The organism is Pedobacter sp., from assembly GCF_035317785.1.
In the GTDB taxonomy this organism is placed as follows: Bacteria; Bacteroidota; Bacteroidia; order Sphingobacteriales; family Sphingobacteriaceae; genus Pedobacter.
Genome location: NZ_DATHGC010000253.1, coordinates 1 through 14,582, shown reverse-complemented (window position 1 = coordinate 14,582; position 14,582 = coordinate 1). Strand labels below are relative to the sequence as shown.

Sequence of the window (14,582 nt, the reverse complement as noted above, 5' to 3'; positions counted from 1 at the left end):
CTATCCCATATACGATGATGTCGCTCTCAAAACCTATTTACTGAACCGAAACGGAAACCTCGGCGCCGAAATACTGAGCCGCTTCAACATTACGTTCGACTACGAAGGCGGGTCTATGTACCTAAAACCAAATATGACCTTCAAGCGCCCGTTTGACCACGACATGGCCGGAATTGAAATTTATTCTGAACAAACCAAACCCAGAAGATTCTATGTGAGCCGTATAGAGTCGGGCTCTCCGGCCGATCTCGCTGGAATCCGGGAAGGCGATGAGATTCTCACGGTCAACTTTACAAAGACCAGCACCATGGACCTGGACGACCTCAATAAGCTCCTGAGGTCGGGTGATGAAAAAACTGTATTTTTTTCCCTGAACAGATCCGGCGATCTTCTTATCAAGATGATAAAGTTGAAGAAGCGGATATAAATATTTAATTTTACCGCTTCAATATGTACAAAAGATCACTCCTCCTTTTATTGCTTTCTCTTTATTGCATTTCTGCATTCCCGCAAGACGCAGATTCCATTGTCTTTGTTCGCAGCAATTGGACGAAAAAAAGAATTGCATCTAAAACAACTCTGCTGAGGCAGCATTTTGATGCTAAAAATTTATTTGCTTCAAATCAGAACATCAGCTATCTGGAAGTAAAAAACAAAGGCAATTCCCCTGTTTTTGAAATTGGAAGTGAGATTTCAGTTTTAAAACCCACCAGCGCATTTGGAATAGCTTCCGGTGCAAAAGCAGCCATCAACGGAACTTTTTTTGACGTTAAGAACGGTGGTTCCGTCGACTTTATAAAAGTCAGAGGAAAGGTCATTAATGAAACCAGACTGGAGAAGAACAGCAGCCGGGCAAAACATCAGGAAGCTGCGGTTGTTATACAAAATGGCAAGCTGAGCTTAAAGAAATGGAACGGAGGCCCGGATTGGGAGCATACACTGACCGATGAGAACATCATGGTAACCGGCCCATTGCTAAGAATCGACAATACAGACCAGACCCTGGACAGCGGCACATTTAGCACCACCCGGCACCCAAGAACCGCTATTGGCATCAAGCCCAACGGCAGGGTCATCCTGCTTACAGTAGACGGCAGAAATGCCAATTCTGCCGGCATGAGCCTTTTTGAGCTCCGTAAGATCATGAAGTGGCTCGGTTGTACCAGTGCGATAAATCTCGATGGGGGCGGATCTACAACCCTATGGATCCAGGGCTTTCCGGATAACGGTGTAATTAATTATCCAACGGACAATAAACTTTGGGACCATGCGGGCGAAAGAAAAGTTGCCAACGTAATCCTTTTAAAAAAGAAACCATAAGCGGTCAGCCGCAGCAAAAAAATGACTAAGATTATAAATATTCTTTTAAGTTCCGTTTTACTCTTTGCTGGTTGCGGTGATACCGAAAAAAAAGAGAAAAAGTTGGCGCCGGGGCGACTGGATTTCAATGCCATCAGGGACATTGCCTTTTATGAAGGAAAACGCCGGTTCAGTTCCGGCCTTTCGTTCAATGAGCTGGGATTTCAGCAGGAACCATCCTGGGTGATAAAATTCAAGTCGAATGACACAGTTGAGGTCTATAGCCCGGAAGAAAAGAAAATGTTCCCGTTTTTTATTACTTACGATCACGGAAACGTTTACAACTTTGCCAAAAACTATTTCCGGATAAAGAAAATCAGCGAAGACAGCCTGGTCTTTCAGCGGCTGCACCTGGAAAGAAAAGTGATCTCCAAAGACATGCAGTCAGACGTGCACATGACGCTTTACACGAAGGAGACCATCGAAAAAAAACTAAAGACCACGCTCGAAAAACTCCGGCGCCCAACCGCCGAAGACACGATTTACATTAAACAGCTGACGGATAAGGCCAACAGAACTCCGGCCAGTACAAATAGTGCTTTCGCAGCGCGGGTTCCGGTACACTTTACCCCCCTCAGCAATATCATAAGGGTGCAGAAAAAGAATGATAATGATCCCGTCACGGGCATTACGGTCTATGATTACATGTTTCCCCGGTACAGAATTGAAATCGCCCGGGCTTACAAGGATTTTGGCTACGAGTTTTCGGCTGTAGTGGACACAAAAGGCAAAATTCACCTGGGCGGCTTTGGCAACGTAGTCCCGGAACACAGAGAAGCCAGAAAAAAAACGCTGCAGGCCATTATTGACGTTTATCTGCACAACCTGTTGAGAATTAGCCCCGGAACGACCCTCGGAATCCCGCATCCAAGCGAAATAAAGTTGATTGTAGTTGGCAAAACCGGCAGCAATTAGGGCATGTAATTTTATATTTATCAAAAAATGAAGCATTTGCATTTTATAAAAAAATAATATGTACATTGCACACTTAATTTTTTAATAAATAATACAATGCAAGAAGGAACAGTAAAATTTTTTAATGTAACTAAAGGTTTCGGATTCATCATCCCTGCAAACGGAGATAGCGAAATCTTTGTACATTCAACAGGCCTTATCGACGAAATTCGTGAAAACGACAAAGTTGAATATGACGTAGAAAGCGGCAAAAAAGGGTTGAATGCGATTAATGTTAAAGTAATCTAGATTATTAAAAACATAATTGTACTAAGGGTGTCTCAAAAAGACACCCTTTTTTAGTGCGCCGATTTTTGTGATCTCGTGTTGCAGTTCCAGAATTAGGCCGGGCTGTTGCGCAGCACCTGCTTTAGTCGTGCCGGGCCTTAAAGTCCAACATTAGTCCAGGATTAGTCCAACATAAGTCCACCTTCTGCTAATAAAACATGGACTATAGATGGGCTTAGCGTGCCCCTATCTTGAACTAAACATAAAAACAGAACAACCGCTATTTCTTTCTGGACTTGATGACCTCGAGCAGCAGCTCGGGTTCGTTTGTGGTAATGAAATCTGCTTTATTGTCTAAAAACCAGTTCATATCCTCAGCAGTATTCACCGTCCATGCATTAATGGTCAGCCCCAAGTCTCTCGCTTTCTGAAACCACTCTCCCTTTTTGTACACCGCCAAATTGTAATCTGCTCCATAAAAACCATCTGCTTTTAACTTTTCAAGAGAAGCGTCTCCGTTTAAATAGGCGACATTTGCTTTCGGCTGAAGTGTTTTCACGTGCTTTAGAATCTCATAACTGAAACTGATGTAATCAACCCATGCCTCGGCTTTCAGATTTTTTACCATAGCGACCGCCTTAGCAGTCATTTGGAGGTCTCTTTCCAGGCTGATCTTTGAAGGTTTCAGCTCCAGGATCAGCTTGGTTCGTTTCTGCTTCATTCCTTCTTTCAGGTAAGCTTCCAGTGTTGGGATGTTCTCCCCGTTTGAATGCTTCTTAGCCAGCAGTTCCTGGTAAGAAAGCTTCGCGATGGGCAATCCTAAAAATTCTGCATCGTGATTGATGACCAGTATGCTGTCGGCCGTCATGTGGACATCAAACTCAGAACCAAAACACCCTAGCCTGATCGCTTCCTTTAAAGATGCGATGGAATTTTCAGGCATGCTGTTCTTTTTCCATGCACCGCGGTGCGCGATGACCTGGTTCTTGTTCCAGGATCCTTTTGTTGTCATTTCCTTGGTTTTTGGTTCCGGGCCTTTTGATAATAATGCCATTAATGTAATGGCTAAAATTGACACTTTCATAAAAATACTTTTTTACTAAAATACCTGTTTAAGAATATATAAATATTTTCTTGAAGTTATTTTTTAACTTTATTTCCATTTCAGCGTCCTGATGAAGAGTAATTACGACCTTTTAATTTCCAAGATTAACGAATTTATACAAAAGTTTTACCTCAATAAACTTTTAAGGGGGAGTATATACACCGCTGCGCTGCTCCTGGTGATCTATCTTGTTTTGTTCCTGCTCACGTATTACTTAAATCCAGGGGTGCCGGTCAAAACTGTATTGTTTTTCGCCTACGTCGCCGTTGCGTTGCTCAGTATTTCTCTCTGGATGATCAGGCCGGCGCTTTTATATTTCAACCTGGGTAAAAACCTGAGCCTGGAACAAGCTGCGGCACTTATTGGCGAACATTTTTTTAATGTCAGGGACAAATTACTGAACACCCTGCAGCTTAGAGCGCTGGCAGATGAAAGCCCGGGAAATAACCAACTGATCCTGGCCGGGATCGATCAGAAAATTATGGAGTTAAAGCCAATTCCGTTCACAAACGCCATTCGGTTAAACGACAATAGAAAATACGTCAAGTATTTCCTGATCCCTTTGTCCGTGATCATACTCATTTCTGTTATTGCCCCCACAATTTTACGCGAAGGAACAACAGGCTTTGTGAGATATGATCAGCAGATCCTGCCAAAAGCTCCTTTCAGCTTTAATCTTTTAAACAGTAAACTTCTTTTTTCGCAGGGAGATGATCTGACGCTGCGCATTCAGATGAAGGGCAATGACATTCCTCAGGATATTTATGTGGTTGATGGAGCAAACACCTACAAGCTTGAAAAAGAGAACAACACCCGTTTTAATTTTACGTTTAAAAATCTTCAAAAAAACAAGAAAATATACTTTTCCGCGGCTGGATTTACTTCCGGCGCTCACCTTATTGAGGTGCTACCCAGGCCCTCTGTATTAAATATAAATGCAAAGATTTACTATCCGGCCTATCTTCAGAAAAAAGAAGAACTGGTACAAAACGCTGGAGACCTTGTGTTACCGGAAGGGACAACGGTGAACTGGCAGCTCAATACGGAAAACAGCAGCGCCATAGACTTTATCCTGGATGGAAAGCCTCATCGGCTTCTTGCTAAAAGCAATGTGTTTAGCTTCAGCTCAACATTAAGGCAGAGTGTGTCCTACGCGATTGTCCCGCAAAATGATTTTATAAAGGGTAAAGATTCACTCTCCCATCAGATCAGCATTGTCAAAGATGAATTTCCGGCGATCTCTTTTACAGAAAGTCTGGATTCCCTGAGCAGTAAGACCCTCTATTTTTCAGGCAGGATATCAGATGATCACGGATTCAGTGCGCTCCGGTTTCGCTATGAGATCAGGGAGGCGGGTGTTTTAAAAAACACGGTATCCAAAACCCTTTCTATAAAGAAAGGGCAGCTGGAAGACGCTTTTTTCTTTCTTTGGGACATCAAAGCGGCCAGCTTAAAGCCTGGTCAATCTGTCGCGTATTATTTTGAAGTCTCTGATAATGATGGGGTAAACGGCCCAAAAACCACCAAGTCTGATATAAAGGTCTTAGAAAGTCCAACTCCGCAACAAATCTCCGAAAAAATAAACCAGGGCAGCACTGCATTAAAACAGCAGATGGAAAAAGCCATTAAACTCGCCGCGGCTGTAGAAAAAGACAGTAAGAAGCTTGGGGAAACCTTTCTGGATAAAAAACAGTTGTCATTTGACGACAAAAAACAACTTGAGCAGTTGCTAAATAAGCAAAAACAATTGGAAGAGGCAGTTACCGAGATCAAAAAACTCAACGAAAAGAACACCCTTGAGAAAGAGGACAATAATGCGCTAAAGGAAGAAATGATCGAAAAACAAAAGCAGATCGATGATTTGTTTAACAATGTGCTGGACCAGAAAACAAAAGACCTCCTGGAAAAGCTGCAAAAGCTAATGGATCAGAACAACAAGGACCAGACCCAAAATGAGCTTTCCAAAATGCAAATGGATAATAAATCCTTAAAAAATGAACTGGACCGAATACTTGAGCTCTATAAGCAGCTCGAATTTGAACAAAACCTTAAAAATAACATAGCACTCCTGAAGGAATTGGCCAAGAAACAAGATGAGCTGGCCAAAAAAAGCACTCAAAATGATGCAGAAGCGACTTCATTAAAGGATCAGCAGAAGAAACAGTCCGCTGAATTTGATGATTTTAAAAAGGAAATGGAAAAACTGGAGGATAAAAACCAGCAGCTTGAACGTCCAAATTCCTTCACAAATCCCAAAAAAGAAATTCAGAGCATACAGCAGCGACAAAAAGAAAGCGAAAACAAGCTAGGAGAGGACAAGAAAAAAGACGCGGCAGAAGAACAGCAAAAAGCCGGTGAGCAGATGGAACAGATGGCAAAAGAACTGGAGGAAATGCAGCAGGATTCCGAGGAAACGGAAACCAATGTTAACGCCCGGGACCTCCGGCAATTGCTGGAAAATCTCCTGAACACGTCTTTCGACCAGGAAAAAATAATGCTGAACCTCAAGGTGATGAGCAGCAGCGACCCTTTGTTTACAGCAAACGTACAGAAACAGCGGAGTATTAAGGACAATATGAAAACCATTTCCGACAGTCTGTTTTCATTAAGTAAAAGAGTTCCGCAAATCGAGACGGCGGTCAATGAGGAGATGCAAAAGATCAACTTCAACATTGATAAAAGCCTGGAGAGTCTTGGCGAGCGGAATACAGCAAGCGCAAACAGGAACCAGCAATATACCATGACTTCCGTCAATAATTTGTCTCTCATGCTCAATGAAGCACTCGATCAGTTGCAAAACAGCAAGAAGAACGGGAAAGGGAAAAGTAAGTCGAAAGGGAATATGCAGCAGCTCCAGCAGATGCAGGAACAACTGAATAATAACATGCAAAAAGCACGGGAGCAAATGCAAAAGTCTGGAAATAAGGGGACTGTTCCCAAGGGCCAGATGAGTTCGGAATTCGCAAAAATGGCCCAGCAGCAGCAGATGATCAGAGAGGCCCTGCAAAAGATCAACCGGGAGGAAAATAAGGATGGCAAAGGAGGCCTGGGCAATCTCAATCAAATGATCCAGGACATGAAGGCTACGGAAAAGGACCTGGTCAATAAGAAGCTGGAACAGGAGACCATGAACCGGCAAAAAAATCTGCTTTTAAAGCTTTTGGATTCGGAAAATGCCCAGCGGGAGCAAGATCAGGATGCTAAAAGGGAAAGCAAGGCGGCGAAAGATTTTCCCCCTTCTTATAAGCAGATGCTTGAAAAATTTCAAAAAGCGCAGCAAAGTGAAACAGAATGGTTTCAAAAATTGCCGCCAAGCCTTAATTATTACTATAAAAATAAGATCTCGGAATATTTTAAATTGCTAAATTCGACCCCTTAATACAAATATTTATGCCCAGGTCTGCGGTAAACTTTTTTAACGAGGACGTTACTTATACTTTAAAAAACAAGCCGGCTATCCGGGCCTGGATCAATTCTGCTATCATCGCCGAAGGCTGCTTTCTGGAAGAGCTGAATTTCATTTTTTGTTCAGACGAGTATTTGTGGCGCATGAACCAGCAATTCCTTGATCATGACACTTATACTGACGTCATCACTTTTGATAACTCTGAGCGCCTTAAAACGATCAATGGAGACATTTTTATCAGCATTGACCGTGTAAAGGAAAACGCCTCGGAAATTAATGTGCCTGCAGCGACGGAATTGTGCAGGGTAATGATCCATGGAACATTGCACCTGCTTGGCTATAAAGACAAAACTAAAGCAGCTAAAACTCAAATGACAGCAAAGGAGGACCACTATCTTTCCCTGCGCTGACACGGTTAAACTCTTGTAGCTAATAATTATTGTTTACTTTTGCAATAATTTCTTATCTATAATATCGTTAAACACAGACTTTGAGCACATTAATTGCAGCCGAAAACTTAGGCCATGCTTATCACGACGAATGGCTATTTAAAAATCTTACCCTGGGCATCCAGACTGGTCAGCGCGTTGCGCTGGTTGGAATCAATGGCGCAGGAAAAAGCACTTTGTTAAAATTATTAGCCGAACGGTTCTCTCCTCTTGAAGGCAAGATCGTAAAAAATAAATCTGTAAAGATTGGCTTCCTCGACCAGGACCCCTCCTTCCCTGAGGGATATTCCATTAGTGATTTTATCTTTTCTCTGGAAAACAAACAGCAGCAGCTGATCAGGGAATATGAAGAGCTGATCGAAGATCCCAATCCCGATGAAAAAACTTTAAACAGGCTGTACGAAGAGCTTAGTGAACACAATGCCTGGGAGTACGAACACGAGATCAAAACCATTCTGAGCAGAATGGGGATTAACCATTTGCAGCAGCAGATTTCTACCTTATCAGGCGGACAGAAAAAAAGACTCGCACTGGCCAAGCTCCTGATCGAAGATCCGGAAATCTATGTACTTGATGAGCCAACCAACCATCTGGACATTGACACCATTGAATGGCTGGAAAAACTGCTCACCTCAGGAAACAAAACGATTTTGCTGGTTACGCACGACAGGTACTTTCTGGACAATGTCTGCAATACGATAGTTGAGCTCGACCGCGGAAAGATCTATAATTACAATGGCAGTTATGCCTATTTCCTGGAAAAAAAATCTGAAAGAGAAGCCTCAGACGAGAGCAGCTTCCAAAAGAACAAGAATCTCCTCAAGAAGGAATTGGAATGGATGAGGAGAATGCCACAGGCCAGGGCAACTAAATCTCAGGCAAGGATAGATGCTTTCTATGATTTGGAAAACAAAACGAAACAACGATCTGATAATCAAACCATTACTCTAAATGTCAAGATGTCCAGGCAGGGAAATAAAATCCTTGAACTGCACAACATCGGACAAAGTTTTGACGAAAAGAAGATCATTAATGATTTTAGCTATACTTTTAAAAGAGCTGACAGAATCGGTCTTGCCGGGAAAAATGGCACAGGAAAATCAACCCTGTTAAATATCATTACCGGCGCGCTTCATCCCGCGAAAGGAAAAGTAAGCACTGGAGAAACGACTGTATATGGTTACTATAAACAAGGTGGCCTTACTTTCAATGAAAAAGAACGGGTTATCGATATCGTAAAATCAGACGCTGAATATATAAAGATGGCCGATGGTTCAACCATCTCTGCTTCTCAACTATTGACCTTGTTTTTGTTTCCTCCTAAGAAACAACACGGCATGGTAGAAAAATTGAGCGGCGGGGAGAAGAAGCGATTACACCTGATGAAGGTCCTGATGCAAAACCCAAACTTCTTGATCTTGGATGAACCGACCAACGATCTGGATATTGACACGCTAAATGTGCTTGAAGAATTCCTGGAAAACTTTCCCGGAGTCCTGATTCTGGTCTCGCACGACCGTTATCTGCTCGACAAAATGAGCGAACAATTGTTTATCATGGAGGGCACGGGAGAGGTTACTATTTACAATGGAAATTACTCCGAATACCGCATTAGTCTCGACAACGCAAAAGAAAAACCTGACGCAAGAAAAAAGGAATCCCCCGTTCAGATCGAGGCAGCTCAAAAAAAATTGACTTACAAAGAGCAAAAAGAATTGGAAGAACTTGAAGTATTAATTCCGAAGGCGGAGGAAAAGATAAAGACGCTCACGCTCTCATTGCTGGAAATCGAAAGCTCAAACTATCTTGAGATTCAAAATGTAACCGGCGAAATTGATGCGTTAAAAGAACAGATGGATCAGGCCGCCAGCCGGTGGCTCGAGCTGTCTGAAAAATAACTGGGAAAACAAAATGAATACTCTCACAGTAAATATTAATTTTAACCGATGTTCCACGTGAAACACATTGTTTGAGTGCCAGCGTTTCACGTGGAACATTTGAAATATATCTAACACGATGTTTAAAGAATATGACGTTATTGTAGTTGGGGCCGGTCACGCCGGATGTGAAGCCGCGGCCGCTGCGGCCAATCTAGGGTCTTCCGTATTACTCATCACCATGAACATGGAAACTATTGCTCAAATGAGCTGCAACCCGGCCATGGGCGGTGTTGCGAAAGGACAAATCGTTCGTGAGATAGACGCGATGGGTGGTTATTCAGGCATAATAAGCGATAAAACGACGCTGCAATTTCGCATGCTAAATTTATCAAAAGGCCCGGCGATGTGGAGCCCAAGGAGTCAAAATGACAGAAAAAGATTTGCGGAAGAATGGCGGCTAGCTCTCGAGAGAACACCAAATGTCGATTTTTGGCAGGAGATGGTGAGCAGCCTCCTGATCAAAAATAATACTGTCGTCGGCGTCAAAACTGCTTTGGGTGTCGAAATAAAAGCCAAATCTGTTGTACTTACTAACGGTACATTTCTAAATGGGGTCATCCATATTGGAGAGAAAAAATTTGGAGGCGGCAGAACGGGGGAAAAAGCGGCGACAGGAATTACGGAGCAGCTTACTGGGCTCGGTTTTGAAGCCGGCAGAATGAAAACGGGAACCCCCCCGCGGGTAGACGGGCGGTCGCTAAATTACAGCCTGATGGAAGAACAATGGGGAGACGAAAACCCCGGGAGATTTTCTTATACAAATGTGGAGCGCCCAAAAGAGCAACGCTGTTGCTGGATCACCTATACCAACCTGAATGTCCACGAAACACTAAAAGAAGGCTTTGAAAAATCTCCTATGTTTACCGGCCGAATTAAAGGCCTCGGGCCACGGTACTGCCCTTCGATCGAAGATAAGATCAATAGGTTTGCAGAGCGCGAAAGACACCAGATCTTTGTAGAACCTGAAGGCTGGAATACCTGTGAGATCTACGTCAACGGTTTTTCTACCTCTCTTCCCGAAGATGTACAGTACAAAGCCCTGACCCAAATCCCCGGATTTGAAAATGCCAAAATGTTCAGACCAGGTTATGCGATAGAGTATGATTATTTTCCACCTACACAGCTGTCGCTGACACTAGAAACCAAATTAATACATAATTTATTCTTTGCAGGCCAAATAAACGGAACGACTGGCTATGAAGAGGCTGCTAGTCAGGGTTTTATAGCCGGAATTAATGCACACCAAAAGGTTTTTGACAAACATGAACTCATCATGAAACGGGCTGAGTCTTATATTGGTGTTTTAATAGACGATTTGGTTACCAAAGGCACTGAGGAACCTTATCGCATGTTCACTTCCAGGGCCGAACATCGCCTGCTATTGAGGCAGGATAATGCCGACATCAGACTCTCTCCTATCGGCCATTCACTAGGCCTGATCAATGACGAACGTTTGGATGTCGTAAATAAAAAAATAGAAAACTCCGATTTGATCGTAGCCTTCTCAAAGAAACAAGGGATTGAAATGAGCAGTGCAAATGCCATGCTCGAAGAATTGGGAACAAGTGCATTGAATCAGAACGTAAAAATAATCAGCTTACTGAGCAGACCTCAGGTTGGTATAAACGATGTAAGGAATGTGAGTCCGGCTTTTAACGACTTGCTAAATCAATTTGACAAAGAAACGATTGAACAGGCAGAAATTAAGATTAAATATGAAAGCTACTTTGAGAAGGAACAGGAAATTGTAAATAAAATGCAAAAGATGGAAGATAAAGACATCAATCCAAATTTTGATTATTCTCAGCTCGTATCTTTATCCAAAGAAGCCCGTGAAAAATTGTTAAAGATAAAACCCCGGACTTTGGGCCAGGCGTCCAGAATTTCAGGAGTTTCTCCTTCAGATATTTCCGTTCTTATGGTTCACATCAGTAAATAATGGTAAGTTATTGATTTAAAGGCTATTAGCTATTAAATCGCCAAAAACAAAACGGCTTTATAAAATGCGATGTAAAGGGGTTTTAAAAAATTTTAATATAATTCATTAGAAGACGTTATAAATTAAATACAACGCATATAAATGGCCAAAAATAAGACCTCCTCTATTTTAAAGAATTTTGCAGCAGTCATTTGCCTGGTCGCTGCTTTTTACGGCTGTGCGAGCATTCAGCAACCAGAAGGCGGACCAAGAGATACGACTCCGCCAAAAATCCTAAAGTTATTCCCGGCTGATAAAACCGTAAATTTCAAGGCCCAAAAAGTAACCTTTGAATTTGATGAATATTTCAAGATAGAAAATGAATTTAAGGAGTTTTCCGTTTCGCCTGAAATGAAAAAACCTCCGGTGTTGAAAAAGAAAGGAAAAAAACTTGAAATTACTTTCCCGGATTCTTTAGAGACAAATACAACCTACACTTTGAATTTCGGCAAAGCAATTGTTGACGTAAACGAGGGAAACATCGTAAAAAATCTCACCTATGTTTTTGCTACCGGACCCCAGCTGGATTCGTTAAGCATCAAAGGCCGTGTGACAAACTCCCTTACCGGGCTACCTGAGCTAGATGCTGTAGCATTCATTCTACCCATCAACAAAGATACTCTCCTGGGGAAGGGTAAACCTTCTATTTATACCACAACAGATAGCAGTGGTAATTATAGTTTGAACAATCTTCGAAAAGACACCTATAGGATCTATGCCATAAAAGAGAAAAATGGAGATAAAATTTATCAGCAGAGTACAGATGAAATAGGATTTATAAAAGATTCCGTGCTGCTAACCGGAAACCTGGACAGCATGAATATGAAGGTGTTTAAAGAACGGGCAATTCTGTTTAGGATTATTGAAAAGAAATTGGGCGCTGATGGAGTCATTTCCTTTATATTCAATCAAAAACTAAAAAGTCCTGAAGTCATAGTTTTGGAGCCTGGCGCCCTTGATGTTTCAAAAAAATTCAGATTTAGCCCAACTAAAGACTCCCTTAAAGTCTGGCTTACTGACCTGAGTTTTGATTCGACGAAAATAAGCATCAAAGATGAAGGAAAATTGCTGCAGACAACTACGCTTACCCGTGGCAAAAAAGAAACCTATCTAAGAAATCTCATCGTAAATACAAACCTCGAAGGAAGCATCTTAAACCCAAATAAGCCCCTAAAAATAAACTTTAATTTGCCTATTGAAAGTGCAGACCCGGGAAAGATCACACTTTTGGAAGACTCGGTAGAAATGGAAGACTTTACCCTGGTAAAAGATAGTACAGACTTCCTCTCTTATACTTTAAAATATCCATGGAAACCTAAAAAAAGTTATGATCTTAAATTAGGTCCCGGTGCATTTACCGCTATTTTCAATACTAAAAACAAAGAGTATCCAAGTACTTTTACAGTAGCCGGGAAGGACAACTACGGAACATTGAAAGTAAAGATCGTTACGCCTGAGAAGGACAAAAGCTATATCCTTCAGGTAGTAGATGGAAACAAAAATGTAATTAACACGCTCCTGGTTAAGCAGGATACGGCAGTAAATTTCACCAATTATAAAGCAGGTAAATACTTCATCAGGATCACTTATGACACCAATAAGAATGGCGTTTGGGATACTGGAAATGTTTCTCAAAAATTACAGCCGGAAAAGATATGGGATGAGCCCAAAGAGCTTTCCATACGTCCTTTATGGGAGCGAAATGAAACTATAACGATTCCTAAAGAATAGCCCTACCTGAACCAGTCAGCGTACATGATATAATTATCCGGTAACTTATTTAATAAGGTCCTTTGATCTTCTGTAATGGGCTTGATTTTCTTTGCGGGAGTCCCGGCGTAGATAAACCCACTTTCGCAATGCGTATTTTCCAATACAACGCTTCCTGCGGCAATGATTGTATAGTCTTCAACTATTGCATTATCCATAATGATCGCTCCCATACCGATCAGGATATGATCTTTCAAAGTACAGCCATGAACTATGGCATTGTGCCCGATAGAAACCCTGTTGCCTATTGTTGTGGCGGCTTTAAGATAGGTTGCGTGAATGACCGCTCCATCCTGAATATTCGTGTCATTTCCGATGGAGATACGATTCACATCTCCTCTGATTACAGCATTAAACCACACTGAACAATTATCTCCCATTCGTACCTCTCCTACTAGGGTTGCATTCGGCGCTATAAAGCAATTTTCACCCCACCTTGGGTGTACGTCTTTCACTGGTAATATTACGGCCATACTAAAAAATTGTATCTGTTAATTCCGCTGAATGCTGAGGATAGTCTGTAGTGTAATGTAAACCACGGCTTTCTTTTCTTGCCATTGCCGACTTTATAACGATAAAAGCGACCTGTATCACGTTGCGCAGTTCACACAATTTTACAGAAACTTTATTAGCCTTATAAAACTCCTCCGTCTCCTGATGCAGAAGGTATAATCTCCGCATCGCCCTTTCCAGTCTAAAGTCAGAGCGGACAATACCAACATAATCGCTCATCAATTTTTGTGTTTCTCTAAGATTGTGGGTCACTAAAATATCTTCATTAGACTGGGTCACTCCGTGATCATTCCAGTCAGGTATATTGCCTGGAATTACATTATTTTTATATTCCGCCACAGCATCTTCAAAGATTCTGTGGGCAAATACCGGAGCTTCTAATAACGAGTTGGAAGCTAGTCTGTTTGCTCCATGAAGACCGGTTGAGGAGCATTCTCCGCAAGCATACAAATTCTTAATGGATGATCTTCCATATTCGTCTACCAATATGCCGCCGCACATATAATGTGCTGCCGGAGTTACCGGAATTAAATCCTTTGTCATGTCTATTCCTATGGAAAGGCATTTGGCATATATATTAGGAAAATGAGCGAGAATATCTGCTTTACTCCTGTTCCTGATGTCTAAATACACAAAGTCCTCCCCTGACTTCTTCATTTCTGAATCAATAGCCCTTGCTACAATATCCCTGGAAGCCAAGGATCCCCTGCTGTCATATTCAAACATGAACTCCTCCCCTGTCTTTCTCCTCAGAACTCCGCCAAATCCACGAACGGCTTCAGAGATCAAAAAAGCAGGATATTCACCCGGATGATATAACGCGGTTGGGTGAAACTGGATAAATTCCATATTTCTTACTTTACCTTTAGCACGGTAGACC

12 protein-coding genes are annotated in these 14,582 nt (G+C 42.0%); 9 read left to right on the top strand and 3 right to left on the bottom strand.

Going from position 1 to position 14,582, the window contains the following annotated elements:
- The 4 genes from VK541_RS15715 to VK541_RS15700 form a co-directional block, all read left to right on the top strand.
- The coding region (locus tag VK541_RS15715) for a PDZ domain-containing protein (RefSeq protein ID WP_324371255.1) at nt 1-427 on the top strand (427 nt) is incomplete at its 5' end.
- A 23-nt stretch (nt 428-450) separates the two neighbouring features.
- Entirely contained in the window at nt 451-1,320 is an 870-nt protein-coding gene (locus VK541_RS15710; protein WP_324371254.1) for a phosphodiester glycosidase family protein, read from the top strand.
- Between the two features lie 21 nt (nt 1,321-1,341).
- Nucleotides 1,342-2,274, top strand: coding sequence for a hypothetical protein (locus tag VK541_RS15705; protein ID WP_324371253.1), 933 nt, complete (start codon nt 1,342-1,344; stop codon nt 2,272-2,274).
- Nucleotides 2,275-2,370: 96 nt separating this feature from the next.
- Complete coding sequence (locus VK541_RS15700; protein WP_008241764.1) at nt 2,371-2,562, top strand: cold-shock protein; 192 nt, start codon at nt 2,371-2,373, stop codon at nt 2,560-2,562.
- A 259-nt stretch (nt 2,563-2,821) separates the two neighbouring features.
- On the opposite strand, the gene VK541_RS15695 is transcribed toward VK541_RS15700, so the two are convergent.
- The gene (locus VK541_RS15695; RefSeq protein WP_324371252.1) at nt 2,822-3,553 is read right to left on the bottom strand and encodes a glycerophosphodiester phosphodiesterase; all 732 of its coding nucleotides are present in this window, start codon (nt 3,551-3,553) and stop codon (nt 2,822-2,824) included.
- A 163-nt stretch (nt 3,554-3,716) separates the two neighbouring features.
- Between VK541_RS15695 and VK541_RS15690 the strand changes: the two genes are divergently transcribed.
- The 5 genes from VK541_RS15690 to VK541_RS15670 all read left to right on the top strand — a co-directional run bounded on the left by VK541_RS15690 (nt 3,717) and on the right by VK541_RS15670 (nt 13,150).
- The gene (locus VK541_RS15690; protein ID WP_324371251.1) at nt 3,717-7,025 is read left to right on the top strand and encodes a hypothetical protein; all 3,309 of its coding nucleotides are present in this window, start codon (nt 3,717-3,719) and stop codon (nt 7,023-7,025) included.
- An 11-nt stretch (nt 7,026-7,036) separates the two neighbouring features.
- Complete coding sequence (ybeY, locus tag VK541_RS15685; RefSeq protein ID WP_324371250.1) at nt 7,037-7,462, top strand: rRNA maturation RNase YbeY; 426 nt, start codon at nt 7,037-7,039, stop codon at nt 7,460-7,462.
- Between the two features lie 80 nt (nt 7,463-7,542).
- On the top strand, nt 7,543-9,399 hold the full coding sequence (locus VK541_RS15680; protein WP_324371249.1) for an ABC-F family ATP-binding cassette domain-containing protein: 1,857 nt from the start codon (nt 7,543-7,545) through the stop codon (nt 9,397-9,399).
- Nucleotides 9,400-9,517: 118 nt separating this feature from the next.
- On the top strand, nt 9,518-11,380 hold the full coding sequence (gene mnmG / locus VK541_RS15675; protein ID WP_324371248.1) for a tRNA uridine-5-carboxymethylaminomethyl(34) synthesis enzyme MnmG: 1,863 nt from the start codon (nt 9,518-9,520) through the stop codon (nt 11,378-11,380).
- A gap of 141 nt (nt 11,381-11,521) precedes the next feature.
- The gene (locus tag VK541_RS15670) at nt 11,522-13,150 is read left to right on the top strand and encodes an Ig-like domain-containing protein (protein ID WP_324371247.1); all 1,629 of its coding nucleotides are present in this window, start codon (nt 11,522-11,524) and stop codon (nt 13,148-13,150) included.
- 2 nt (nt 13,151-13,152) lie between these two features.
- Here the strand turns inward: VK541_RS15670 and VK541_RS15665 are convergent, their stop codons facing one another.
- Nucleotides 13,153-13,662, bottom strand: a complete 510-nt coding sequence (locus VK541_RS15665) for a gamma carbonic anhydrase family protein (protein WP_324371246.1) — start codon at nt 13,660-13,662, stop codon at nt 13,153-13,155.
- A gap of 1 nt (nt 13,663) precedes the next feature.
- The coding region (locus tag VK541_RS15660; protein ID WP_324371245.1) for an L-aspartate oxidase at nt 13,664-14,582 on the bottom strand (919 nt) is incomplete at its 5' end.

What these genes read in the sequence shown, in the direction of transcription:
- ybeY (WP_324371250.1), top strand. Translation starts at nt 7,037, where the DNA reads ATGCCCAGGTCTGCGGTAAACTTTTTTAACGAGGACGTTACTTATACT.
- VK541_RS15700 (WP_008241764.1), top strand. Translation starts at nt 2,371, where the DNA reads ATGCAAGAAGGAACAGTAAAATTTTTTAATGTAACTAAAGGTTTCGGA.
- VK541_RS15665 (WP_324371246.1), bottom strand. Translation starts at nt 13,662, where the DNA reads ATGGCCGTAATATTACCAGTGAAAGACGTACACCCAAGGTGGGGTGAA.
- mnmG (WP_324371248.1), top strand. Translation starts at nt 9,518, where the DNA reads ATGTTTAAAGAATATGACGTTATTGTAGTTGGGGCCGGTCACGCCGGA.
- VK541_RS15690 (WP_324371251.1), top strand. Translation starts at nt 3,717, where the DNA reads ATGAAGAGTAATTACGACCTTTTAATTTCCAAGATTAACGAATTTATA.
- VK541_RS15705 (WP_324371253.1), top strand. Translation starts at nt 1,342, where the DNA reads ATGACTAAGATTATAAATATTCTTTTAAGTTCCGTTTTACTCTTTGCT.
- VK541_RS15710 (WP_324371254.1), top strand. Translation starts at nt 451, where the DNA reads ATGTACAAAAGATCACTCCTCCTTTTATTGCTTTCTCTTTATTGCATT.
- VK541_RS15695 (WP_324371252.1), bottom strand. Translation starts at nt 3,553, where the DNA reads ATGACAACAAAAGGATCCTGGAACAAGAACCAGGTCATCGCGCACCGC.
- VK541_RS15670 (WP_324371247.1), top strand. Translation starts at nt 11,522, where the DNA reads ATGGCCAAAAATAAGACCTCCTCTATTTTAAAGAATTTTGCAGCAGTC.